General features: G+C 71.4%; 22 protein-coding genes. 4 read left to right on the forward strand and 18 right to left on the reverse strand.

Going from position 1 to position 21,801, the window contains the following annotated elements; translation table 11 throughout:
* Positions 1-5: 5 nt before the first annotated feature.
* Both EZM51_RS07590 and EZM51_RS07595 read right to left on the reverse strand, forming a co-directional pair.
* A complete protein-coding gene (locus tag EZM51_RS07590; protein WP_136707631.1) occupies positions 6-1,568 on the reverse strand; it encodes a carboxylesterase/lipase family protein in 1,563 nt (520 codons plus the stop codon).
* A 137-nt stretch (positions 1,569-1,705) separates the two neighbouring features.
* Complete coding sequence (locus tag EZM51_RS07595; RefSeq protein WP_136707632.1) at positions 1,706-3,925, reverse strand: AAA family ATPase; 2,220 nt, start codon at positions 3,923-3,925, stop codon at positions 1,706-1,708.
* 194 nt (positions 3,926-4,119) lie between these two features.
* Between EZM51_RS07595 and EZM51_RS07600 the strand changes: the two genes are divergently transcribed.
* Together EZM51_RS07600 and EZM51_RS07605 are read left to right on the forward strand one after the other, a co-directional pair.
* Positions 4,120-4,560, forward strand: coding sequence for a nitroreductase family deazaflavin-dependent oxidoreductase (locus EZM51_RS07600; RefSeq protein WP_136707633.1), 441 nt, complete (start codon positions 4,120-4,122; stop codon positions 4,558-4,560).
* 20 nt (positions 4,561-4,580) lie between these two features.
* A complete protein-coding gene (locus EZM51_RS07605) occupies positions 4,581-5,255 on the forward strand; it encodes a M23 family metallopeptidase (protein WP_136707634.1) in 675 nt (224 codons plus the stop codon).
* Between the two features lie 7 nt (positions 5,256-5,262).
* On the opposite strand, the gene EZM51_RS07610 is transcribed toward EZM51_RS07605, so the two are convergent.
* From EZM51_RS07610 to EZM51_RS07655, 10 genes are all read right to left on the reverse strand, one after another.
* Positions 5,263-6,399, reverse strand: a complete 1,137-nt coding sequence (locus tag EZM51_RS07610) for an NAD(P)/FAD-dependent oxidoreductase (protein WP_136707635.1) — start codon at positions 6,397-6,399, stop codon at positions 5,263-5,265.
* Positions 6,392-7,171: a methyltransferase domain-containing protein gene (locus tag EZM51_RS07615; protein ID WP_349236061.1), complete on the reverse strand. Its 780-nt coding sequence runs from the start codon at positions 7,169-7,171 to the stop codon at positions 6,392-6,394. The genes EZM51_RS07610 and EZM51_RS07615 overlap by 8 nt, the downstream gene beginning before the upstream one ends.
* A 90-nt stretch (positions 7,172-7,261) precedes the next feature.
* Positions 7,262-8,410 (reverse strand): type III polyketide synthase, encoded by a 1,149-nt coding sequence (locus EZM51_RS07620; RefSeq protein WP_248305517.1) that lies wholly within the window; start codon positions 8,408-8,410, stop codon positions 7,262-7,264.
* 145 nt (positions 8,411-8,555) lie between these two features.
* Complete coding sequence (locus tag EZM51_RS07625; protein WP_136707637.1) at positions 8,556-10,430, reverse strand: alkyl sulfatase dimerization domain-containing protein; 1,875 nt, start codon at positions 10,428-10,430, stop codon at positions 8,556-8,558.
* A gap of 55 nt (positions 10,431-10,485) precedes the next feature.
* The gene (locus tag EZM51_RS07630; protein ID WP_136707638.1) at positions 10,486-11,157 is read right to left on the reverse strand and encodes a GAP family protein; all 672 of its coding nucleotides are present in this window, start codon (positions 11,155-11,157) and stop codon (positions 10,486-10,488) included.
* Positions 11,138-12,829 carry a SulP family inorganic anion transporter gene (locus EZM51_RS07635; RefSeq protein ID WP_211195846.1) on the reverse strand — a complete coding sequence of 564 codons (1,692 nt, stop codon included), beginning with the start codon at positions 12,827-12,829 and terminating at the stop codon, positions 11,138-11,140. The genes EZM51_RS07630 and EZM51_RS07635 overlap by 20 nt, the downstream gene beginning before the upstream one ends.
* Positions 12,830-12,916: 87 nt before the next feature.
* Entirely contained in the window at positions 12,917-13,546 is a 630-nt protein-coding gene (locus tag EZM51_RS07640) for a hypothetical protein (RefSeq protein WP_136707640.1), read from the reverse strand.
* Positions 13,547-13,555: 9 nt separating this feature from the next.
* Complete coding sequence (locus EZM51_RS07645) at positions 13,556-13,900, reverse strand: SHOCT domain-containing protein (protein ID WP_248305518.1); 345 nt, start codon at positions 13,898-13,900, stop codon at positions 13,556-13,558.
* An 11-nt stretch (positions 13,901-13,911) separates the two neighbouring features.
* Positions 13,912-14,340, reverse strand: coding sequence for a DUF6325 family protein (locus tag EZM51_RS07650; RefSeq protein ID WP_136707641.1), 429 nt, complete (start codon positions 14,338-14,340; stop codon positions 13,912-13,914).
* A gap of 120 nt (positions 14,341-14,460) precedes the next feature.
* Positions 14,461-15,525, reverse strand: coding sequence for an AI-2E family transporter (locus EZM51_RS07655; RefSeq protein WP_136707642.1), 1,065 nt, complete (start codon positions 15,523-15,525; stop codon positions 14,461-14,463).
* A 114-nt stretch (positions 15,526-15,639) separates the two neighbouring features.
* Between EZM51_RS07655 and EZM51_RS07660 the strand changes: the two genes are divergently transcribed.
* Positions 15,640-16,050 (forward strand): SHOCT domain-containing protein, encoded by a 411-nt coding sequence (locus tag EZM51_RS07660; protein ID WP_136707643.1) that lies wholly within the window; start codon positions 15,640-15,642, stop codon positions 16,048-16,050.
* Here EZM51_RS07660 and EZM51_RS07665 read toward each other — a convergent pair.
* The 5 genes from EZM51_RS07665 to EZM51_RS07685 all read right to left on the reverse strand — a co-directional run bounded on the left by EZM51_RS07665 (position 16,047) and on the right by EZM51_RS07685 (position 20,011).
* A complete protein-coding gene (locus EZM51_RS07665; RefSeq protein WP_248305519.1) occupies positions 16,047-17,207 on the reverse strand; it encodes a hypothetical protein in 1,161 nt (386 codons plus the stop codon). The two genes, EZM51_RS07660 and EZM51_RS07665, sit on opposite strands and share 4 nt — an antisense overlap.
* A 91-nt stretch (positions 17,208-17,298) precedes the next feature.
* Positions 17,299-17,793 carry a DUF2017 family protein gene (locus tag EZM51_RS07670; protein ID WP_136707644.1) on the reverse strand — a complete coding sequence of 165 codons (495 nt, stop codon included), beginning with the start codon at positions 17,791-17,793 and terminating at the stop codon, positions 17,299-17,301.
* The gene (gene clpS, locus EZM51_RS07675) at positions 17,790-18,080 is read right to left on the reverse strand and encodes an ATP-dependent Clp protease adapter ClpS (RefSeq protein WP_136707645.1); all 291 of its coding nucleotides are present in this window, start codon (positions 18,078-18,080) and stop codon (positions 17,790-17,792) included. Before clpS ends, EZM51_RS07670 begins: the two co-directional genes overlap by 4 nt.
* Before the next feature lie 97 nt (positions 18,081-18,177).
* Positions 18,178-19,305 (reverse strand): methyltransferase, encoded by a 1,128-nt coding sequence (locus tag EZM51_RS07680; protein WP_136707646.1) that lies wholly within the window; start codon positions 19,303-19,305, stop codon positions 18,178-18,180.
* A 70-nt stretch (positions 19,306-19,375) separates the two neighbouring features.
* Positions 19,376-20,011: a hypothetical protein gene (locus tag EZM51_RS07685; RefSeq protein ID WP_136707647.1), complete on the reverse strand. Its 636-nt coding sequence runs from the start codon at positions 20,009-20,011 to the stop codon at positions 19,376-19,378.
* 187 nt (positions 20,012-20,198) lie between these two features.
* Here EZM51_RS07685 and EZM51_RS07690 point away from each other — a divergent pair, with 187 nt between their 5' ends.
* Positions 20,199-20,897, forward strand: coding sequence for a hypothetical protein (locus tag EZM51_RS07690; protein WP_136707648.1), 699 nt, complete (start codon positions 20,199-20,201; stop codon positions 20,895-20,897).
* A 44-nt stretch (positions 20,898-20,941) separates the two neighbouring features.
* Here EZM51_RS07690 and EZM51_RS07695 read toward each other — a convergent pair whose 3' ends face one another.
* Positions 20,942-21,745 carry a mechanosensitive ion channel domain-containing protein gene (locus tag EZM51_RS07695; protein WP_169053823.1) on the reverse strand — a complete coding sequence of 268 codons (804 nt, stop codon included), beginning with the start codon at positions 21,743-21,745 and terminating at the stop codon, positions 20,942-20,944.
* Positions 21,746-21,801: the final 56 nt, after the last annotated feature.

The following is a 21,801-nucleotide window of genomic DNA, read 5'->3' on the forward strand; positions in this document are numbered from 1 at the left end:
CGCCATCACACGTGCGGCACGAACTCCTGCCACGCGAGCCGCTTCTCGCGCCGCGGGTCGGACTCCACGCGGTCGACACGGTCGAACACGAGGGTGCGCCGCCCGGCCTCATCGTACCGCGGCCACTCGGGCCCGGGACTGCCGGATGCCGCGAACGACGTCCAGTGACGTTGCATCCGTCGCCCGACCGCGCGGTACATCCGCCGTCCGCCGAGCAGGGTGAGGGCCGCACCGGTGAGCGTGTCGAACTTCTCGAACAGGGCGAAGAGCTCGAGACCGTGGGTCGCGTCGAGGCCGAGCAGTCGCGGCATCCGCGGCGCCGCGTCGAACCGGTAGAAGTACACCGGTGCGAACCGCGAGTGCCGTTCGCCCACCTTCACCGACGGGAACCAGAACGTGAAGTCGCCGCCGAAGTCGGCGGCCGGGCGTCGCTCGGGCAGCCCGGGATACTGCCGCTTGATGGCCTTGCGCGCCTTCTTCTTCGTGTTCGCGAAGATGGCGCGGATGCGCGGCTTCGTGGTCGGGAGGATGCCGATGCGCCCCTCGAAGAGCGACCCCTCGCGGTCGTTGGTGCCGATGATGAGCGGCGCCCGGTGCGCGAGGCCGTCGCGGAACGCATCGAGCGGGCGATGGGGGAGGAAGTCGCCGTCGATGACGGGCGCGAGGCTGATGGTGCCGGGGTGCTCGTCGGGCGTGCGGACGCTGAGCGCGGTCGTCGCTGCGGCGAGCACCATCGGGTCGGCCGTTCGCAGCATGACCGCGGCATCCTCGGGGGACTCGCTGTCGAGGTCGTCGTCATCGACGAGCCGGCTGAGCAGGTGCACGTACTCCCCCGCCCACTTCGCCGCGACCTCGGGCGGGTACACGGCGTTCGCCGGCGAACTCTGCGCGATGGCCCGGGCGAAGAGCCCCTCGGCCGCGGGCACCGCGAGCAGCGTGGTGACCGAGTTCGCGCCCGACGACTCGCCGAACAGCGTCACGTTGCCCGGGTCGCCGCCGAACGCGCGGACGTTGCGGCGCACCCACTCGAGCGCCGCCACCTGGTCGCGCAGGCCGAGGTTGACGTCGAACGGATGCCGCGGCGACGAGTATGCCCGGAAATCCAGCCAGCCGAGCGCGCCGAGCCGGTAGTTGAGGCTCACGTACACCACGCCGTGCTGCCGTACGAGCCGCTCGCCCTGCCGCGGATACTCGCCCGACGAGCCGACGCTGTACGCGCCGCCGTGGATGAAGACCATGACCGGGCGGCCGCCGACCGGGGCATCCGACTCGTCGGGCGCGGTCACGTTGACGCTCAGGCAGTCCTCGCTGCGCACGAGCCGGGGGTGCGCACCGATGAACTGGCCCCGCCGCAGCTGCGGGGCGACCGGGCCGAAATCCGCTGCGTCGCGCACGCCGTCCCAGCCCGGAGCGCGCTCGGGCGCCCGGAACCTGCGGGCGCCACCGGTGTCGGCCGCGTACGGGATGCCGCGCCACATCCGCACACCCCGGCGACGGATGCCCCGCACGGCGCCGTCCCCGGTCTCCACGAGGAGGGCATCACCTGTGCGGGTCCCGCTCAGCACCATGTAAGCGACCCTACGCCCGGGAGGTGAACGCACGGCATCGACGGGCTCGCGGCATCCGTCACCCCTGTCTCCGTTCCCGCGTGGCGTCACCCGTCCGATGGCAACGCCGCGCGGGAACGGCAACGTGGGGCGAGGGGCTACTCGATGATCTCGGCGTCGATGACACCCTCGGCAGCGCCACCGCCCTCGCCGCCCTCGACGCCGTCGGCCCGTGCGACGGTGAGCGACTCTCCGTCGGCGCCCAGGTCGACCTTCACCGTGTCGCCGTCGCGGATGTCACCCGTGAGCAGCGCCCGCGCGAGGCGGTCGTCGATCTCGTGCTGCATGAGTCGGCGCAGCGGCCGCGCGCCGTAGAGCGGATCGTAACCGCGCTCGGCGAGCCACGCGCGAGCGTCGGGTGTGACCCCGAGCTGCAGGCGACGGTCATGAAGCCTCGCGGAGAGCCGGTCGATGTACAGGTTCACGATCTCGCCGAGCTCCTCCTCGGTGAGCGCCGAGAACACGACGATGTCGTCGAGACGGTTCACGAACTCGGGCTTGAACGACTGCCGCACGGCCTGCAGCACCGCCTGCTCCTTCTCGTCCCACGACAGCGACGGGTCGATGAGGAACTGCGACCCGAGGTTGGACGTGAGGATGAGGATGGTGTTGCGGAAGTCGACCGTGCGTCCCTGCCCGTCGGTCAGGCGGCCGTCGTCGAGCACCTGCAGCAGCACGTCGAACACCTCGGGATGCGCCTTCTCGACCTCGTCGAAGAGCACGACCGAATACGGGCGCCGCCGCACGGCCTCGGTGAGCTGGCCGCCCTGGTCGTACCCGACGTACCCGGGAGGAGCGCCGAGGAGCCGCGAGACCGAGAACTTCTCGCCGTACTCCGACATGTCGATCCGCACCATGGCGTGCTCGTCGTCGAAGAGGAACTCGGCGAGCGACTTCGCGAGCTCGGTCTTGCCGACGCCCGTGGGCCCGAGGAAGAGGAACGAACCCGTGGGCCGGTTCGCGTCGCTGATGCCGGCGCGCGAGCGGCGCACCGCATCGGCGACGGCGGCGACGGCCCGCTTCTGCCCGATGAGGCGCTTGCCGAGCTCCGCCTCGAGCTGCAGCAGCTTCTCGGTCTCGCCCTGCATGAGCTTGCCGACCGGGATGCCGGTCCACGCCGAGATGACCGCGGCGATATCCTCCTCGGTGACCTGCTCGTTCACCATGCGCGGCTCGTCGGGCTCCTCCTCGGCGCGCTCGGCCTCGGCGAGGTCTCGCTCGAGCTGCTTGATGGTCTCGTACTCGAGCTTCGACGCGCGCTGGTAGTCGGCCTCGCGCATGGCGCGGTCGCGCTCGGTGATCGCCTCGTCGAGCCGCTTCTTCAGCTCGCCGACGCGGTTCAATCCCATGCGCTCGCGCGCCCAACGCGCCTCCAGCTCGGCGAGCTCGCGCTCCTGCTCCACGAGCGTCTCGCGCAGCTTGGCGAGCCGCTCCTTCGAGGCCTCGTCCTTCTCGCGCTTGAGGGCGAGTTCCTCGAGCTTGAGGCGGTCGACCTGGCGCTTCAGCTGGTCGATCTCGACGGGGCTGGAGTCGATCTCCATCTTGAGGCGGCTCATGGCCTCGTCGATGAGGTCGATCGCCTTGTCGGGCAGCTGCCGCGCGGTGATGTAGCGATTCGAGAGGGATGCCGCGGCAACGAGTGCGGCATCCGAGATCGTGACCCCGTGGTGCGCCTCGTACCGGCCTTTGAGTCCGCGCAGGATCGCCACGGTGTCCTCGACCGACGGCTCGCCGACGTACACCTGCTGGAAGCGCCGCTCCAGCGCGGCGTCCTTCTCGATGTACTCGCGGTACTCGTTGAGGGTGGTCGCGCCGATGAGATGCAGCTCGCCGCGGGCGAGCATGGGCTTCAGCATGTTGGATGCCGCGACCGAGCCCTCGCCGCCGCCCGCGCCCATGAGCAGGTGCAGCTCGTCGACGAAGGTGATGATGCCGCCCTCGGCGTCGTCGATCTCCTTGAGCACGGCCTTCAGGCGCTCCTCGAACTGTCCGCGGTACATTGCGCCGGCCACGAGCGCCGAGATGTCGAGCGTGACGAGCTGCTTGTCCTTCAGGGACTCGGCGACATCGCCCGCGACGATGCGCTGCGCGAGTCCCTCGACGACCGCGGTCTTGCCGACGCCGGGCTCGCCGATGAGCACGGGGTTGTTCTTCGTGCGGCGTGTGAGGACCTGGCTGACGCGCCGGATCTCGGCGTCACGCCCGATCACGGGGTCGAGCTTGCCCGCCTTCGCGAGGTCGGTGAGGTTCACCCCGTACTGTTCGAGCGCCGACTGCTGCTCCTCCTGCGAGTTCGGCGCACCCTGCATGTTGGCCATCGGCATCCCTTCGTCAAACTTGAGCTTACTAGACTCAACTTTGGGCGAGAGGCTGAATATTCCGGATGTCGCGCCCGGATCGTCCCCCGAGCCTCACGCTAGACGGGTGCCGCAGCCGCCGCCAGCGCCCGCGGGAATGCGCAGCCGCGGCATCCGTGTTGGGATGAACGGACACACGAACAGAGAGGTTGCGAATGCCACTGGTGGGAGAGTACGAGCCGAGCACGTCGGAGTGGGCTCGCGTACAGGCCGAGAACTTCGAGGCGTCGAACGGCGCCGAGGCCAACACGTTGCGGGGACGCCCGATCATCGTGATGACGTCGAAGGGCGCGAAGACCGGGAAGCTCCGCAAGACCGCGCTCATGCGCGTCGAGCACGACGGCGAGTACGCCGTCGTCGCCTCGAGGGGCGGCTCGCCGACGCATCCGACCTGGTACTGGAACCTCAAGAAGCACCCGCACGTCGAACTGCAGGACGGCGCCGAGAAGCATGACTACGAGGCGCGCGAGCTCGAGGGCGAGGAGCGCGAGCTCTGGTGGCGCCGTGCCAACGAGACGTGGCCCGACTACGACGTGTACCAGACCAAGACCGACCGGCAGATCCCGGTCTTCCTGCTCACGCGCATCACGCTCTGAGCAGCGGCGGCGCGATGCCGATGACGCGACCGGTCGAGCTCGCCCTGCCGTTCACGGAACGGTGGCTCGTGCAGAACAGCCCCGCCCGACGCGTGCCGAGCCATGGCACCGACCTCTTCGGCGGGCGGTACGCGATCGACTTCGTCGGCGTCGACGAGCGGCGGCGCACGGCCGGCGTGCGGGGTTGGGGCACCCTGTTCGGCACCGAACCGCCCGAGCGGTTCTTCGCGTTCGGCCGCCCGATCCTGGCGCCGGCCGACGGCGTGGTCGTCGCCGTGCACGACGGGGAACCCGATCACGACGCCCGCCGGTCGCAACTCGCCCTGGTCGGGTACATGCTGGGCCAGGCCGAGCGGGCGCGGGAGGGCATCGGGGCGATCGCCGGCAACCATGTCATCATCGCGCTGCGCGACGTCGGGGCGTTCGTCGCGCTCGTGCATCTGCAGGCCGGTTCGCTCCGGGTCGCCGTGGGCGACGCGGTGACCACCGGGCAGCAGCTCGGCGCGTGCGGCAACTCGGGCAACTCGACCCAGCCCCACGTGCACGTGCAGGTCATGGACGGCCCCGACCCGTCGGTCGCGCGGGGTGTGCCGATGGCGTTCCGGAACTACCGCGAATGGCCGGCGGGCGCGAGCGAGCCGTACGCCGTCGCATCGGGCATCCCGCGCGAGGGCGCCGTCGTCGAGCCGCTCTGAGTCACCCTCAGAGCCACCGCATCGTGAACGCGCGCGCGAGCAGGGCGCGCAACGGCGCGACGCCGAGCACGCGCACGCCGGCGTTCCGCAGGCGCAGCCGCAGGCCGGCGGCGGGCGCGCCCATCGCCATGTTGAACGCCGCCTGCCTGGTGGCGCGGCGAGCCGACGCCCGGCGCAGACGGTCGTAGACGTCGAACGCCTCGAACGGCGCACCAGCCGCGAGGGCGAGCGCGAGGTCGTGGTCGAGGCGCATCGCATCCAGCCAGCCGAGGTTCATGCCCTGCCCGCCGATCGGGCTGACCTCGTGCGCGGCATCGCCGGCGAGCGCGACGCGGCCCCGCGACATCCGCTCGGCGAGGTGCTGTCGCGCCTCGAACGCGCTCGGCTCCGCGGCGGCGGATGCATCGAACGCGCCGTCCGTGCGCGACCGCACGATCGTGGCGAGGTGCTCAGGGCCGAGCTGCGGGGGCGGACGCCGCACCCACGCCACCCAGCGGCGGAGGCCCCCCGGCATCGGGAACGACTCCACCACCCCCGCCGGCTCGAAGTGCAGCAGCGCCGACGCGGGCTCCCCCGTGTCGTCGCGCGTGTCGCCCATCACGTAGTTCGCGCGTCCGCGTCGCGTCCGCCAGCCGATGCCGAGCTGTCGGCGGATGTCGCTGCGCACGCCGTCGGCCGCGACCGCGTACCACGCCCCCACCGCGACCGGCTCGCCGCCCGCGTCGCCCGTGACCTCGACGTGGGATCCGCGGTCGTGGACGGCGTGAACGTCGACACCGCGCCGAAGCGCGCCGGGGCGCAGTTCGTCGAGCCGCCGTTCGAGCATCGCCTCGGTCTCGAGCTGGGGCAGCGACAGCACGGTGCCCGCGCGTCGGAACGACATGGTGCCGAGCACGCGGCCCCGGCACGTCACGCGCCCGTCGACGATCTCGACGGCCCGCGCCCTGACCTCGTCCTCCAGACCCGCGAGCGCGAGCGCCCTGAGTCCCGGCGGATGGATGCCGATCGCGCGGGACCGGCCCGAGCGCGACGAGCGCCGCTCGAGCACGACCGCGTCGACGCCACGGCGGGCGAGGAGGCATCCGAGCAGCAGGCCCACCGGCCCACCGCCGACGATCACGACGTCGTGCCGCGGCTCAGCCATTCGCACCCCAGAGCACCTCGAGGCGGGACGGGAACCCACGTCGCACCCGCCAACCGGCGGGCAGGACGGCCCGGAGTTCGACGGCGGTGTGACTGCGCCGGATCGAGGTGAGCCCGTCGGCGCGGATGAAGGTGCCGGCCAGCAGGTTGCCCGCGAACGGCAGGGTGCCGAGCGCGAATGCCGCGTAGCCGAGCCTGGAGCGCTCGATGTCGCCGTGCACGGCGAGCCCGCCGCCGGCCGCGAGCCGCTCGGACTCGGCGAGGAGTGCCCCGAGCTCGCGCCCGTCGAGGTGGTGCAGCACGTGGTTCGAGGTGACGACGTCGAACCGCTCGCCCGCGTCGGCGAGCTCGCGGCTGGTGACCTGCCGAAGCACGAGTCCGGGCACGGGCGGACGGCGGCGTGCCCACGTGATGGCGCGCTCGTCGGGGTCGATCGCGGTCACCTCGAGGCGCAGTCCGTCGGCGCGCGCCCACGCGAGCATCGCCCGCGGCAGGTCGGCGCCGCCCGTGCCGATGTCGAGCACGCGGCGGGTCTCGACGGGCGACAGCCGCGGCCGGATCCACCGCCGGTACACGGCCCGCGGGTTCGACACCACGGCGTTCACCAGCCGGAACCGGTCATAGGTGCGCTCGAGCATGGCGACGTCGGCGGCGGGGTCGTCCATCAGCTCGACCGCGGTGTCGTCGCGCCGCCCGAGGAAACGCCCATTCCTGCGGATATACGATCGGGCGCGCCGCGGATCGGGCGCGCCGCCCGGCGCGCCCGATCGTATATCCGCAGAATCAGGCACGAAGCTCGCCTCCGCAGCAGCAGATGCAGCCGCCGGCACGGGAGGCGGCCGGTCCCCGGGCGGCACACCCATTCAGGCGCGCACCGTCAGGAGCGCCGACTCGACCGTCAGGCCCGGGCCGAACGCCATGGCCGCGACGCGGTCGCCGTCGGCGGCGACATCCGACCGCAGGATGTTCCGCAGCACGAACAGCACGGTCGCGCTCGACATGTTGCCGAAGTCGCGCAGGGTCTCGCGCGCCGGCACGAGCTGGGCCTCGGTGAGCCGCAGCCGCGACTCGACCTTGTCGAGGATCGATCGGCCGCCGGGATGGATCGCCCAGTGGTCGACCGCTTCGCTCGAGGCATCCGTCGCGAGCGCCTCGGTGAGCGCCGCGTCGTGCGCGAACAGCGGTTCGAGCGCGCCCGTGATGTGGTCGTCGATGATCGCGGGGATCGCGTTCGACAGCACCATCTCGAAGCCGTGATCGCCGATCTTCCACGCCATGTCGTTCTCACCCTCGGGCGTGATGCGCGTCGCGAACCGGTCGAGCCCGAACGACCGCTCGCCCGGTTCGGCCGGCCGCGCCGTCACGATCCCGGCCGCGGCGCCGTCGGCGAAGAGCGACGACGCGACGATCGTGTCGGGGTCGCTCGAGCTGCGCAGGTGCAGCGTGCAGAGCTCGACGCTGATGACGAGCACGACCGCCGAGGCGTCCGCCTCGCACAGCTGCTTCGCGATGCGCAGCGCCGGGATCGCGGCGTAGCAGCCCATGAACCCGAGGTGGTACCGCTCGACGCCGGCGTTCAGGCCGAGGTCGCGGGCGACCATGAAGTCGGGGCCGGGCGCGTAGAAGCCGGTGCACGACACGGTGATGACATGCGTGATGTCGGATGCCTCGACGCCCGGGCATGCGGCGATGGCCGCGCGCCCCGCCTCGACGTAGAGCTGCGTGGCGTGCTCGGCGTAGAGCTCGTTGCGCGCCTTGGTGCCGGGCAGCAGCAACTCGCCGCTGTCGATGTCGAAGAACACCGGTTCGTCGGGATGCGCGTCGCGGCTGAGCTCTTCGAGCACCGTGTGCCGGGTCTCGATGCCCGAGACGTTGAAGGATGTCGCGACGATGCGCTGCGCGAGCCGGTTGAGTCCCGGTTGGGCGGCGAAGACGTCGCGCACCTCGGGTTGCACGAGCACCGTGGGCGGCACGGCGGTCGAGACGGCGCGGAGCGACACCCCGGCGCTCACGCCGTGCTCCTCGTTGTGATCGGTCGGAACTTCGGCATGGCGACCCCCCTCCTCGGCAGACTAACCCGGGAGGGGGGCGCGGTCCAGACTCGGCGCCCCGCCGACGAGGCGCCGAGCCGGTCGTCGGGCTCGCCTCGAGCCCGGCTCAGGGCAGGACGATGTCGAACGACGGGTCGCCGTGCACGAGCACCGATGTGAGGCGTTCGAGCACGCCCGCGTCGCCCTCGACCTGCACGCCGGCGCTCTCGCGGTCGCCGCCGAGGAGCGTGAGCAGCCGCAGCTTCGACAGTGTGACCGTCGCCTGCGCGCTCGCCGCATCGGCCGGCTTCTCACGGTACACGAGCACCCCGTTCCGCAACGTCACCCTGAAGTTGCGGCCGAGGTCGGCGAAGGTGAGGTCCAGCACGAGGTCGAGTTCCCAGGCCCGTGGCCCGTCGACCGAGATGGCGATCGAGTCGAGCAGTTGTTCGGGGGTCAACTGTGCGAGCAGTTCGGGCGCCGCCGTCGAGGTGGGCGTTCCGAAGTTCTCGCCGCGCAGTTCGGTCGCGCCCGAGAGGAAGAAGTTGCGCCAGGTGCCGTTCTCCGCGCCGTAGGCGAGCTGCTCGAGCGTGTCGGCGTAGAGCGCCCGCGCGGCCGCGTGGTCGCGGTCGGCGAACACGGCGTGGTCGAGCAGCGTCGCCGCCCACCTGAAGTCGCCTGCGTCGTAGGCGGCCCGCGCGAGTTCGACGACCCGGTCGATGCCGCCGATCGCGGCGACGTAACGCTCGGCGAGCGGCTTCGGAGGGTGCGGCCAGAGGCGCGCCGGGTTGCCGTCGAACCAGCCCAGGTAGCGCTGGTAGATCGCCTTGACGTTGTGGCTGACCGATCCGTAGTAGCCGCGGGCGTGCCAGGCGCCCTCGAGCGCCGGCGGCAGCTGGATCTCCTCCGCGATCTCCGCGCCCGTCATGCCCTGATTGAGCATCCGCAGCGTCTGGTCGTGCAGGTACGCGTAGAGGTCGCGCTGCAGGCCGAGGAACTCGCCGATCTCGTCGGCGCCCCACGTCGGCCAGTGGTGCGACGCGAACACCACGTCGGTGCGGTCGGCGAACCGGTCGATCGCCTCGGTCAGGTATTTCGACCAGACGTGCGGGTCGCGCACGAGCGCGCCCCGAAGGGTCAGCAGGTTGTGCAGGTTGTGGGTCGCGTTCTCGGCCATGCACAGCGCCCGGTACCCCGGGAAGAGGAAGTGCATCTCGGCGGGCGCCTCGGTGCCCGGCGCCATCTGGAATTCGATCTCGACCCCGTCGACCGTGTGGGTCTCACCGGTGTTCCGGATCTCCAGCGTCGGGACGACGATGCCGGGATGCCCCGTGGACGTCGACTGGCCGAGTCCGGCGCCGACGGCACCCTTCGGCCCGCGGTCGAGCGCGGCCCCGTACATGTAGCCCGCACGCCGCGCCATGGCCGTGCCCGCGTACACGTTCTCGGCGACGGCCTCGCCGACGAGGCCGACGGGCGCGATGACCTGCACGCCCCCGGCGCCGACCTCCTCGGCATCGACGACGCCGAGCACGCCGCCGAAGTGGTCGATGTGGCTGTGCGTGAAGATCACCGCCTTCACGGGTCGCTCTCCCCGATGCTCCCGGTAGAGCGAGAGCGCGGCGGCCGCGGTCTCCTTCGAGATGAGCGGGTCGATCACGATCACGCCGCTGTCGCCCTCCACGAAGGTGACGTTCGAGAGGTCGAGCCCGCGCACCTGGTAGATGCCCTCGACGACCTCGAAGAGCCCCTGCTTCGACACGAGGGCCGACTGCCGCCAGAGGCTGGGGTTCACCGTGTCGGGTGCGTCGCCGCCGATGAAGCCGAACTCGTCGGCGTCCCACACGACGTTGCCCTCCGAGTCGTGCACGAGACCGGGCTCGAGCGCCGCGATGAACCCCCGTTCCGCGGCGTCGACGTCTCGGCGATCGTCGAACGGCAGGGATGCCGCGAGCTCCCGCTGTTGCGAACGGATGGCCTCGGTGGCGTCGTTCTGCTGCATGTCTTCGTTCCTTCCCATTCCCCAGATGGTCGGTGCGGCGCCGTGCGGCGCACGGTCAGAAGCCGCTGATCCCCTTGCCGATCAGCACGACGCCGATCACGACGAGGAGCACGGCCATGACGGTCGCGTTGTTGTGCACGAGCCAGCCGCGCAGACGTTCCAGCGGCGCGGCCATGCGGTCGGATGCCACGAGGTACGCGATCACCGGAACGGCGACGGATGCCGCGGCGATGACGGTGAAGACGATGAGCGCGAGCACGACCGCGCCCACGTCGAGCCCCGCCGATCCGACCGCGAGACCGGCGGCCGCGCCGAGCAGCAGGTTCTTCGGGTTGACGGCGGCGAGCAGGAACCCGAGCCCGAGGGCGCGGCCGGCGGTCATCGCGTCGATCCCGCTCATCCACTTCGGCAGCGGCGGCTCCTCGCCCGGCGCGGGGCGCGATCGCCACTGCCGGAGCGCGAGGAACAGCAGGCCCGCACCGAGGAGCAGCCGGATGACCGCGGTGACCGGCTTCGAGGCATCCGGATCGCTCTCGGGGAGCACCGACGAGAGCAGCGTGAACGCGGTCACGGCGACCGCGATGCCCAGCACCCAGCCGGCCATGAATCCGACGCTCGTGCGCCGGGCCTTCGGCGAGAGCAGCATCAGGATCGCGGCGATGATCGGGATCGGGCTGATGGCGATACCCACCGCGAGGGGCAGGATGTCACCGATGACGGCGCCCATGGGCGTCCTCCTCGTCGTCTGGTGCGGTCATGGCCGCGTCGGACAGGGCGGCGAGCGCGGCCCTGTTGGTCGGATGGACCTCTACGCCCTCGAGCAGGCCGAATCGCGCGAACCTTCGCCGCACCTGCGGGCGAATCCGGCTCATCGACAGCGTCACCCCGTGCTCGTCCAGCCAGCGGCGGAGCCCCTCGAACGCCTCGGCGCCGGTCACGTCGAGATCGGTCACGGCCTCGCCGTCGAGCACGACGTGGCGCACCGGCTCCGCGGCATCGGTCACCGCTCGCTTCACGGCCTCGGCGAATGACGCCGCGTTCGCGAAGAACAGCGGTGCGGCGAGCCGCACGACGACCACGCCGGGCGCGGTGACGCCACCGGACGGCGCCGGGTCGAGAAGGGAGCGGGTCGGTTCGCCGTCGGAGGCGAGCACGTCGAGAGCCGGCCGCGCGGCCCGACGAGCGAGGTTGACCAGTGCCAGGACGAACGCGACGACGATGCCCGAGATGGCGCCCACGAACAGCGTCGTGAGAAAGCACACCGCGGCCACGGCGAACTCGAAGCGGTCGAGCCGCCAGAGGGAGGCGAGTTCGCGGACACCCAGCAGCGGGATGATCGCGACGGCGACCACGGCCCCGATCGCCGGCGAGGGGATGTCGGCGAGCAGCGCAGTGCCGAAGACGAGGAGCAGCAGTGTGCCGGCGGCCGCGACGAGCGTCGGGAGCTGGGTCCGGGAGCCGGTCTGGTCCATCGCGGCGGTGCGCGACGTCGAGGCGCCGATCGCAAAGCCGCCGCTCGCGCCGGCGGCGATGTTCCCGAGGCCGAAGGCGAACAGGTTTCGGTTCGGCCGATCGGGGTAACCGCGCCGTTCGGAGTACGAGCGCGCCACGAGCAGTCCCTCGGCCATCGTCACCATCGTCAACGCGAGGGCGGATGGCACGAGCACGAGCCATGTGGTCCAGTCCAGAACCGGCCACGTGAGCGTGGGTGGTCCGGCGGGCACCTCGCCGAGCACGTCGACCCCCGCGTCCTCGAGGTCCGCGACCACGACCAGCACGGTCGCGAGCACCAGCACCACGAGCGCCCACGGCACGGCGCGGGCGAAGCGGCGTCCGACGAGGAGGATCGCGACGGCCGCGACGGCGATGGCCACCGACCACGCATCGACGTCGCCGAGGTTCGTCACGAGCCCCACCAGCTTGCCGACGAACTCCTCGCCCGAGTCGATCGAGACGCCGAGCATCTTGGCGACCTGGCTGACGAGGATGTCGAGGGCGAGGCCGCCCACGAAGCCGACCAGGATCGGCTTCGACAGGAAGCTCGCAAGGAAGCCCAGCTTGAAGACCGCCGCGAGCAGGAACATGACCCCGCTGAGGATCGCCTGGGCGAGCGCCATGGTCGCGTAGTCGCCCGCGCCCGCCGCGGCGAGTCCGACCAGCGAGGATGCCACGAGCGCGGCGGCCGCGGCATCCGGTGACGCCACCACCTGCCGCGACGACACAGTGAGGGCGTAGACGACCGCGGGCACGACCAACGCGTACAGGCCGGCAGTCGGCGGCAGCCCCGCGATCTGCGCGTACCCGATGTTCAGCGGCACGGCGATCGCCAGCAGGGTCACGCCGGCCCCGAGTTCGCGCACGACGTTCCGCCGATCGAGCCCTTCCAGCGGTCGTCCCACAGCATCCCCCGGTCCGACCCTAGTCACCCGAGCGACGCGGAGGGAAGCCTCCCCGTCGCTCGTCATGATCCTCGTCGACCGCTCCGATCAGATCCGGATCGGGAACGTCGCCAGGATGACCACGCCGACCACCGCCGCGACGATCGCGAGGCCGAGCAGCGTGCGCGCGACCCACGGCGCGAGCTGGCGCTGCGACATCGCGGTCAGGAAGAGGACGAGCGCGAAGAGCACCGTGAGCAGCGAGTAGTTGTCGCCGCGCTGGTTGTTCTCGAGCGCTTGGGCGAACTTCTCGTCGGCGAGCGCGTTCAGCTCCTCGGCCTCCATGGTGCCCTCGGGCACGTATTCCGCACGGGCGAACGGGCCGCTCTCGACCTGGCCGTCCTCGACCCACGCCTCGAAGGCGACCCGGAAGTCGGGCGTGAACCGGTCGCGAATGTAGTCGGCGAGCTGTTCGTTCTCGTTGCCGACCGCCTCGACGTACGCCGCATAGATGGTCAGGTCGAACGCGCGGGCCGAACGGGCCGTGCCGTCTGCGCCCGCGGCCTGGATGCGCGCGCTCGACGCCTGGCTGAACGCGATCGACATCTCCCCGCCCCACTTCGAGGCCTGGAAGCCGCACCACGCCGTCAGCACGGCGACGACGGAGAGCAGGAAGACGCCGAGTATCTCGGTCACCCACTGCCACCGAACGCGCTCCGGCGTCTCCGTGTCGGTCATCCCGTCGGGTCAGCCGAGCAGCTTCGCCTTCGCCGCGGCGAACTCGGCGTCGTCGAGGATGCCCTGCTCCTTCAGCGTGGCCAGCTTCTGCAGCTCGGCGACGACGTCGACGCCGGCAGCGGGCGCAGCGGGTGCCGCGGGCGGCGGTGCCGCGGCGGCGGCCTGCTGCGCCTGGTACTGCTCGGCCTCCCACTGCTGCTGGGCGGCCGCCTGCTGCTGCGCCTGCTGGTCGGCGGCTTTCGCCTGCTGGTGGCGAGAGACGCCGCCCGCGACTGCCGTTGCGGTGCCGGCGACGACCGCGGTACGCGCGGCCATTCCGACGAGGCCGGGTCGGCCCATTCTCCTGAGTGGCATGATGGTTCCCTTCACTCCTCGCTCGCCATGGCGAGCACCTCGTTGACGACCTGCGCGGGAATGCGCTCGACCTGCAGCACCTCGCCGCCGCTTGCGGCGAAGCTCGACGCGAGCCGCTTGGCGAACACGAGCTCGAGCGCGAGCAGCGCACCGGACGACCCCGGTTCGATCGCCATTCCGAGCTCGTCCACGTCCTCATCGCCCAAGAGGCCGGATGCCTCGAGCTCGACGACAGTGAGGCCGTACTCGTCGCGGAACTCCTCGAGTTCTCGCACCGAGAGCTCGCCGTCGTCGGCGCGCGACACGATGAGCATGTCGAGCAGCCGGACCGCGTCGCTCGCCATCAGCTCGCCGAGTGCGGCGAGCGTGTCATCGTCGGGTCTCGAACCCGGGAACCCGATCAGGTAGATGTCGACCGGACCGTACTCGAACTCCGCCATGATGTACCCCCTGAGCGCTGCGAAGATTCACGTTGCGTGGCGGTCGTGTCGCCGCCACCATCGATCCAACCGTGGCGGAGTCGCGCCTCGGGTGCCGAAAGTCCCGTCACGATCGGCGGATCAGGATTCGGTCACGGCCGGGTCGCCGGCGAGTCGGCGCAGCGTACGGGCGCGTGCGTCGGGTTCGAGCAGCAGCGCCCGCACGAGCAGCGTGAGCGGAATGCAGAGGATCGCGCCGATCGGTCCGAGCACGAGCGTCCAGAACACCACCGAGAAGAACGTGAGCGACAGGCTCAACCCGACGGCGTCGCTCACGAACTTCGGCTGCACGAGTACCTGCAGCACGACGTTGATGATGCTGTAGGCGGCGATGACGACGAGCGCGAGCGGCCAGCCGCCGATCACGAACGCGAGCACGGCGGGCGGGATGAGGCCGAGCACGAAGCCGACGTTCGGGATGAAGTTCGTGACGAACGCGAGGATGGCCCAGACGAGCGGGATCGGCACGCCGATCGCCCAGAGCACGATGCCGTCGAGCACGGCGACGACGAGCCCGAACGTGGCGTTCACGATGTAGTAGCGTCGCACGCCCAGGAAGTACCGGGTGCCGATCGCGTCGGCCCGGGCGGACCCGAACAGTCCACCCAGCCGGCTGAACCGCGCGGCATCCGCCGCCATGAAGATCACGTAGGCGAGCACGAAGAAGAACGCGGTCGCGAACCCGACCACGGCGTCGGCCACCGAGGCGGCGACGCTCACGAGCGTGCCCGGATCGAGCGCGCTTCCGGCCGCCGCGGATGCCTCCTCCGAGAGCCCGAGCGAGGAGAACGCCTCCGCGATCGACTGCCCGGCCGCCTCGAGCTCGTCGGCGTAGTCGGGCAGCAGTCGCACGAACTGCACCGAGGCGACGACCAGCAGCACCGCCAGCACCGCGAGGATCGCGTACGCGACGGCGATCACCGCCGTCGTGGCCAGCCAGGCCGGCCAGCCGCGACGCTCGAGCGGAAAGCGCACGGGGTGCGCGATGATCACGACCACGGCAGCGACCGCCGCGGGCGCGAGGATGTCGCGCGCGAACCAGACGCCCACGAGCACGACGACCGCCGCGGCCGCCGTGATCAGCACGCGCGTGCCGGGCGCGAGGCCCGGAGGCCGTGCCGCGGCATCCGTCGTTCCGTCGTCCATGCGCACGCGTCGAGCGTAGGACCTTCGTCAGTGGACGCCCGGCCACGCCACGCGATAGGTTCGGCTCAACAGCGCTCGACTTGGGGGGCGCCTGAGTGATCGGAAGGTCTGCACATGAATTTCTGGGGAAGCTTCTGGGACCTGATCTGGTGGTTCCTCTGGGCCTTCGCCTTCATCGCCTACCTCATGGCGCTGTTCGCGATCATCGGAGACCTGTTCCGTGATCACAAGCTGAACGGCTGGTGGAAGGCGGTCTGGATCATCTTCCTGATCTTCGTGCCGTTCCTCACCGCGCTCATCTACCTGATCGCGCGCGGCAACGGCATGGCCGAGCGCTCGCAGCGCGAGGCGAAGCAGTACCAGGCGGCCACCGACGAGTACATCCGGCAGACCGCGGGCGCCGCGGCGAGCCCGGCCGACGAGATCGCGAAGGCCAAGGCACTGCTCGACGCCGGCACCATCAGCCAGGGGGAGTACGACCTCCTGAAGGCGAAGGCGCTCGCGCACCCGACGCAGAACGTCTAGCGGATCGCCGCAACGGGGTCGGATGCCGCGGCATCCGGCCCCGTTCGCATGCCCGCGGACTCGGGACGCGCCACCGAGCCGGCGTAGCGCAGGAATACGATGATCCAGCTGAAGATCAGCACGGCCGCCACGAGTTCGACGGCGGTGAGGTTGTAGTAGCCGGTCGCGAAGAAGATCGCGAGCACCACGATGACGCCGACGTACACGTAGCCGAGGCCCACGAACACCCGCGGCATCGTCGGGACGAACCACGGCAGCCCGATCACGAGCACCGCGTAGGCGACCGCCATGCCGGTCGCCACGGTGTTGTGCAGCAGGAAGTACTCGCTCACGGGGAAGATGCCGACGCACGCGAGGAAGATGCCGATGATCACGAGTCCGTAGCGCACGATCGTCCGGCCCCGCACCTCCTGCCGCGTCGTCGCAGGCAGTCCGGCCGTCGCGTATCGCGCGACGATGGTGACGATCAGCCCCGCGACGATGAGCGTGAGGTTGAACGCGAGCGCGGAGACGTCGTTCGTGATGCCGAGGCTGCTCAGGTTCTTCTGCCACCAGAGCGGATCGCTCGAGCTCAGCATGCTGGCGAAGGCGCCGACCACGAGGAACACGGCGAGCACGAGCGAGAGCAGCATCGGCGTCATCCGCACCGCCGACAGGAATGAGACGTAGGCCGTGACCGCGAGTGCCACCCCGGCGAGCGCGGCGGCCGGCAACGGATAGACGACCGCGCCCTGGAAGGAGCGCTCGACCACCGACGCCGCTCCGATCCAGCCGAGCAGCGCGATGAGGCCGTGCGCGATCGCCAGCGCCGCGACATCGAACCAGTGGAGCCGCGCGCCGGGGGCCACGAGTTCGTCCGCGGCGATCCTGGCCGCCCGGCCGCGCCGCACCGAGATCCGGCCGGCGACGAACGCGAGCGCGCCGACCACCGCACCGCCGATCGCCACGAAGTCGCCGAGCGACCCCCGGCCCGAGATCTCGAGCGAACGGCCCCAGTGCACGATCATCTCGACCACGGCCCCGCCCACGAACGCGATCGCACCGACGATGAGGGCGAGCGACTCGAGCGAGCCGACCGGTTCCCGCGACTCCGGCGTGCCCGGCGAGTCCACCGACGGCGGTGGCACCTCGGCCGTGCGTTCGTGCGTCTCGGTCATTCCGATCCCCGTTCCCGGCGCAGGGGCACGCCGACGGCACCAGACTGTCAGCGCGCCGCACGCGTGTCACGCACCGCGCACGCGACACGCTTCAGGAGTCGGTCGGGTCGAGCACCTCGAGCATCGATCCCTGCACGAACCCGGCCCACTCGTAGGCGGCGCGCAGGTAGTCGTCGCGCGTCTCGGATGCCGCGTCGTCGCCCTCTTCGACGATGCCGACGCGCTCGGCGAGGATGAGCCGCAGGTCGGTGAGGAACGTCAGCCAGCCCCACGCCTCCGACTGGTCGAGTTCGATCTGCACGACGCCGTCGTCGCCGTCGTCGACGGCGGTCGCGTCGCGCACCCGTTGGGCGGCCTGGCGCTTGCCGTCGACGAGGCTGTCGCGGGTGTACCGGGAGAACTCCCGAGACGAGGTCGCGTCGTCGGGGTAGGCGTTCGGCAGCAGTCGCCCGAGCGCGGGATCGTCGGCCTCGCCGAGCAGGAGCACCGAGTCGACCTGGTCGGCGAGCTCCGACAGCAGCATCGCCTCCTCGGTCTCGAGCACGAGGCGCACGCCCTCGCCGCCGCTGCGGCCCGCGACGATCACGGCTCGCCCCTCGACACCGTGGCCTGCAGTCCGTACCCGTGCATGGCCTCGACGTGCCGCTCCATGGCCTCGCGGTTGCCTGTCGCGACGACCGCGCGCCCCTCGGTGTGCACCTTGAGCATGAGGCGTTCGGCCTCCTCCCGCGGGTACCCGAAGTAGCTGCGGAACACGTAGCTCACGTACGTCATCAGGTTCACGGGATCGTCCCACACGATCGTGCGCCACGGCTCCTCCGACGCCACCCGCGTGGTCGTGTCGGTGTCGAGCTGCTCGAGCGTGCTGGTCACCTCTCCAGCCTGACACGATGAGCGGTCGTCTGCATCCCCGTTCAGCGAGCCCGCCGAAGGTCCCTGAGCCCGCCGAAGGGAACGCGCTTCGACGGGCTCAGCGAGCCACGGACGCCGTCACCGTGAACTTCGGGTTGCGGGCCACCTGTCGGGTCGGGCCGACGACCCGCTCGAGGAGCGGCCGGTACCTGAGGTGCGAGTTCCACACGCACCAGAGCTCACCGCCCGGCGCGAGCACCCGGGCGGCGTCGTCGAACAGGTGCCGGGCGATGCCGGTGTGCAGCGCGGCATCCGAGTGGAACGGCGGGTTCAGCACGATGAGCGGCTCGCTCGCGTCGGGCAGCAGTTCGAGGCCGTCGGCCTGCGTCACGTGCACCCGGTCGGCGACCGAGTTCACCTCCGCGGTCGCGCGAGCGGATGCCGCGGCCGCCGCCGAACGGTCGGTCGCCGTCACCCGCACGCTCGGGCGAGTGCGAGCCAGCCATGCGGCCACCACGCCCGACCCGCACGCGAGGTCGACGGCGGACGCGGCATCCGGCACCGCCTCACCGAGCTCGCCGATGAGGAACCGCGTGCCGATGTCGACGCCCGTGCCCGCGAAGACGCCGCCGTGCGCCACGACCGTGACGCCGAGGTCGTGGTGCCGCTCGCCGCGCGGCCAGCCCGGGGCGGGCGGGAGCCGTTCCGCCCGCGGCCCACGGGCCATCAGCACGCGGGACTTCTGCCGCGCGTGCGACACGTCGACGCGCTCGAACCACGCGCCGAGCACGTCGTTCATCGCGAGCGCCATGTGCTTGACGCGCGCACCGGCGACGACCACGACGTCGGATGCCGCGTGGCGGGCGACGAGCCCGGCCACCTCGTCGAGGCGGTCGAGCGAGCGCGGCAGCCGCAGCAGCACGAGCCGCACCCCGCGGAGGAGTTCCGCGTCGAGCGGCAGTGAGCGCACCTCGGCCGCGAGCCCGGCGCGCCCGGCGTTCAGGGCGAGGGCGCGCTCGCCGGTGATCAGGTCCTGGTGCACCCGGATGTCGCGGGCGCCCGCCGCGGCGGCGCCGAGCGCCAGCGCCCCGTAGGCGTCGTCGACGACGACGAGCTCGCCCGGCGCCGAATCGCCGATGCGACTCGCGGCCTCGTCGAGGATCAGGCGGTCGGCGGCGTCCGACGCCTCGAGCCCTTGGCCCTCGACGTCGGGATGCCGGCGCAGCGCGCAGAGGTCGAACCGCATGCGTCAAGGCTATGCCGGGCGGGCGCACGCGTGCGGGCCCGAGTCCTCGACCCGGGCCCGCGCACGGAGTTCAGCGGACCGGCGCCGCGGCGCCCGTGCGCTCCGGGACGACGGCGAGCAGGATGCCGAGCGTGATGTAACCGAGCAGCAGGTGCGTGGCGGGCAGCCACACGCTGACCGACGGACCGATGACCGCGAGCGCCGGGACGCAGACCACCGCCCAGCTCTCGGCGATGGCCGGCCAGATCCGCAGGGGGCCGCTCCAGCGGCCCTTCACGAGGATCGCGACGCCGATGACGAACATGCCCACCATCGACAACGGCCAGAACAGGTCGAGGATCGGCAGGAACGCCAGGTCGGGCCAGAACGCGTGCAGGAGCGACCACGTCGCGGCGATCGCCAGCAGCACCCGCTCCACGATGAACGCCACCCGCCAGAACCGCTTGGGTCCCGTGGCGAGCGTGCGCTCCTGCACGGCGAGCAGCGCGAACAGGCCGAGCTGGAACACCAGCCCGCCGAGGTCTCCGCCCGCCGCACCCAACGGGGTGTCGGCGATCGGACCGAAGATGACGAACGAGGCGGCCCAGACCAGGCTGCCGAACGCCACGGCGATGCCCGTGCGACGTACCCCCTTGGTCGTGATGCGGATCGCCGGTGCGGTCGGGGGCGGTTCGAGGACGGAGGAGGTGGCCCGTGTGGTGGTCATGATGAGGTTCCCTTCTGGAATCGTTCGGCGGATTCGCCGGGATCGATGCTCCTCGCACGGGGTCCGCAGCGGCAGGGACCGGCGTCCCGTTTCAGACCCGTCGTGGTCCCGACAAGAGCGGGACGCCGTTCCTCCGGGCGCAACGTCAGGTGCGGTTCCCGGCCGGGTTTGCTACCCTCGGGCACCGATGCGGCACGCAGTCCCCCGGGCGACGCGGCGCGCGGCACCACCCGGTGTCGCGGCATCCGTCGGCCGTGCCCGGGTCGCTCGCCGCGTGGCGCCGCTCGCGGCAGCGCTCGCCGTGCTCTCGCTGGGCCTGACGCTGGCGATCGCCCCGCAGCCGGCCGCCGTCACGGCGTCGTCGACGGCCGGTGAGACCCACGCCGGCGACACGCAGAGGGTGAGCGTCGCACCGGATGTCGCAGCCCCCACCCGCTCGCAGGACTCCTACACCGCGACCACGGGTGCACAGACCCTCATCGCCTCGGGCACGAACGCCGACTGGGCCAAGCTCGTGCTCATCTACGGCGACTGGCCGGTGACCGATGAGAACGTCACCGTGATGCTGCAATGGATGCGCGAGGAGAACGGCCCCGACAACTGGTGGAACCGCAACAATCCGCTGAACAACGGCTACGGCTCGGGCGGCGGCTCGGGTCTCGGCAGCTACGACAGCCTCGACACGGCGGCGCGGTATGCGGCCGACAACCTGCTCAAGCGCTCGTTCTACGCCGACATCGTCGCCGCCCTCGAGGACGGCACGTCGGCGCACGCGGTGGCCCAGGCGATCTGGGCGTCGCCATGGGCGTCGAGTCACTACGGCAACGGCACGTGGTGGTCGACGTCACCGGTGCCGATCATCGAGGCCCCCGAGTCGGCCTGGTAGGCACGCGGCCACGTGCTGGGCCCCGGAACCTTCTGCGAGGTCGTTCACGCACGCGGCGGCAGCTTGGTCGCGATCTCGACACCGTCGACTTCGGCGAGCTCGGCGGCAAGGGCCCGCACGACATCCGAGCGCACCGCGCGACCCGCACCGGGATCGTGCCAGACGAGCACGCGTGCGGTCAGCCTCTCGCCCTCGACACCGACCGCGAACGCCCTCGGCGCCTGTGCGGCAGGTTCCGACCGCACGCCGTCGGCCCGACCCGCGGCGGCGCTCAGCCGGGACAGCGCGGTCCCGGCTGCGGCGCCGGCGAGCGGCATCCGCACCTCGAGTTCGCTCCGGCTCGCCCCGAACGTCGACGCATTCCCGAACGCGGAGTTCAGGAACTGCTGGTTCGGGATGTGCATGACGGTGCCGTCGTAGGTCCGCACGACGACGGCACGGCTCGTGAGCGCCTCGACCGTGCCCTCGACCGTGCCCGATACGACATGCTCGCCCGGCTGGATCGGATGCCGGGTCTGGAGCACGATGCCGGCCGAGAAGTTGTCGGCGATGCCGCGCAGCACCAGCACGGCAATGCCGCCGACGATGAGCACGAGTGCGATGAGCGGCTGGAGCGGCGCCCCGAGGAACGCGAGGGCCACGCCCACCCCGAGCAGGATCACCATGGCGCTCGTGCCGCTCACGATGCCGCGACTCAGCGCCTGCGGGACGCCGTCGAGCCGAGCGAGCAGCGCGCGAACGCCCCGTCTGGCGAATCGCGACACGATCCACGCGACGAGCACCGACGCGATCGCGAGGACCGCGTTCCACGCGTCGATGCTTCCTGACCAGTCGAGGAGCTCGCTCATGACGCCCACCCTACGGGCGAGCGTTCCACGTGACGCAGCGGACACGAAAACCTGGA

This window comes from Agromyces sp. H66, assembly GCF_004959775.1.
Classification (GTDB): domain Bacteria; phylum Actinomycetota; class Actinomycetes; order Actinomycetales; family Microbacteriaceae; genus Agromyces.

Excerpts from the sequence above, each read along its gene's own strand:
- EZM51_RS07590 (WP_136707631.1), bottom strand. The coding sequence starts at position 1,568 with ATGGTGCTGAGCGGGACCCGCACAGGTGATGCCCTCCTCGTGGAGACC.
- EZM51_RS07595 (WP_136707632.1), bottom strand. The coding sequence starts at position 3,925 with ATGGCCAACATGCAGGGTGCGCCGAACTCGCAGGAGGAGCAGCAGTCG.
- EZM51_RS07600 (WP_136707633.1), top strand. The coding sequence starts at position 4,120 with ATGCCACTGGTGGGAGAGTACGAGCCGAGCACGTCGGAGTGGGCTCGC.
- EZM51_RS07605 (WP_136707634.1), top strand. The coding sequence starts at position 4,581 with ATGACGCGACCGGTCGAGCTCGCCCTGCCGTTCACGGAACGGTGGCTC.
- EZM51_RS07610 (WP_136707635.1), bottom strand. The coding sequence starts at position 6,399 with ATGGCTGAGCCGCGGCACGACGTCGTGATCGTCGGCGGTGGGCCGGTG.
- EZM51_RS07625 (WP_136707637.1), bottom strand. The coding sequence starts at position 10,430 with ATGCAGCAGAACGACGCCACCGAGGCCATCCGTTCGCAACAGCGGGAG.
- EZM51_RS07630 (WP_136707638.1), bottom strand. The coding sequence starts at position 11,157 with ATGGGCGCCGTCATCGGTGACATCCTGCCCCTCGCGGTGGGTATCGCC.
- EZM51_RS07640 (WP_136707640.1), bottom strand. The coding sequence starts at position 13,546 with ATGACCGACACGGAGACGCCGGAGCGCGTTCGGTGGCAGTGGGTGACC.
- EZM51_RS07645 (WP_248305518.1), bottom strand. The coding sequence starts at position 13,900 with ATGCCACTCAGGAGAATGGGCCGACCCGGCCTCGTCGGAATGGCCGCG.
- EZM51_RS07650 (WP_136707641.1), bottom strand. The coding sequence starts at position 14,340 with ATGGCGGAGTTCGAGTACGGTCCGGTCGACATCTACCTGATCGGGTTC.
- EZM51_RS07655 (WP_136707642.1), bottom strand. The coding sequence starts at position 15,525 with ATGGACGACGGAACGACGGATGCCGCGGCACGGCCTCCGGGCCTCGCG.
- EZM51_RS07660 (WP_136707643.1), top strand. The coding sequence starts at position 15,640 with ATGAATTTCTGGGGAAGCTTCTGGGACCTGATCTGGTGGTTCCTCTGG.
- EZM51_RS07665 (WP_248305519.1), bottom strand. The coding sequence starts at position 17,207 with ATGACCGAGACGCACGAACGCACGGCCGAGGTGCCACCGCCGTCGGTG.
- EZM51_RS07680 (WP_136707646.1), bottom strand. The coding sequence starts at position 19,305 with ATGCGGTTCGACCTCTGCGCGCTGCGCCGGCATCCCGACGTCGAGGGC.
- EZM51_RS07685 (WP_136707647.1), bottom strand. The coding sequence starts at position 20,011 with ATGACCACCACACGGGCCACCTCCTCCGTCCTCGAACCGCCCCCGACC.
- EZM51_RS07690 (WP_136707648.1), top strand. The coding sequence starts at position 20,199 with ATGCGGCACGCAGTCCCCCGGGCGACGCGGCGCGCGGCACCACCCGGT.
- EZM51_RS07695 (WP_169053823.1), bottom strand. The coding sequence starts at position 21,745 with ATGAGCGAGCTCCTCGACTGGTCAGGAAGCATCGACGCGTGGAACGCG.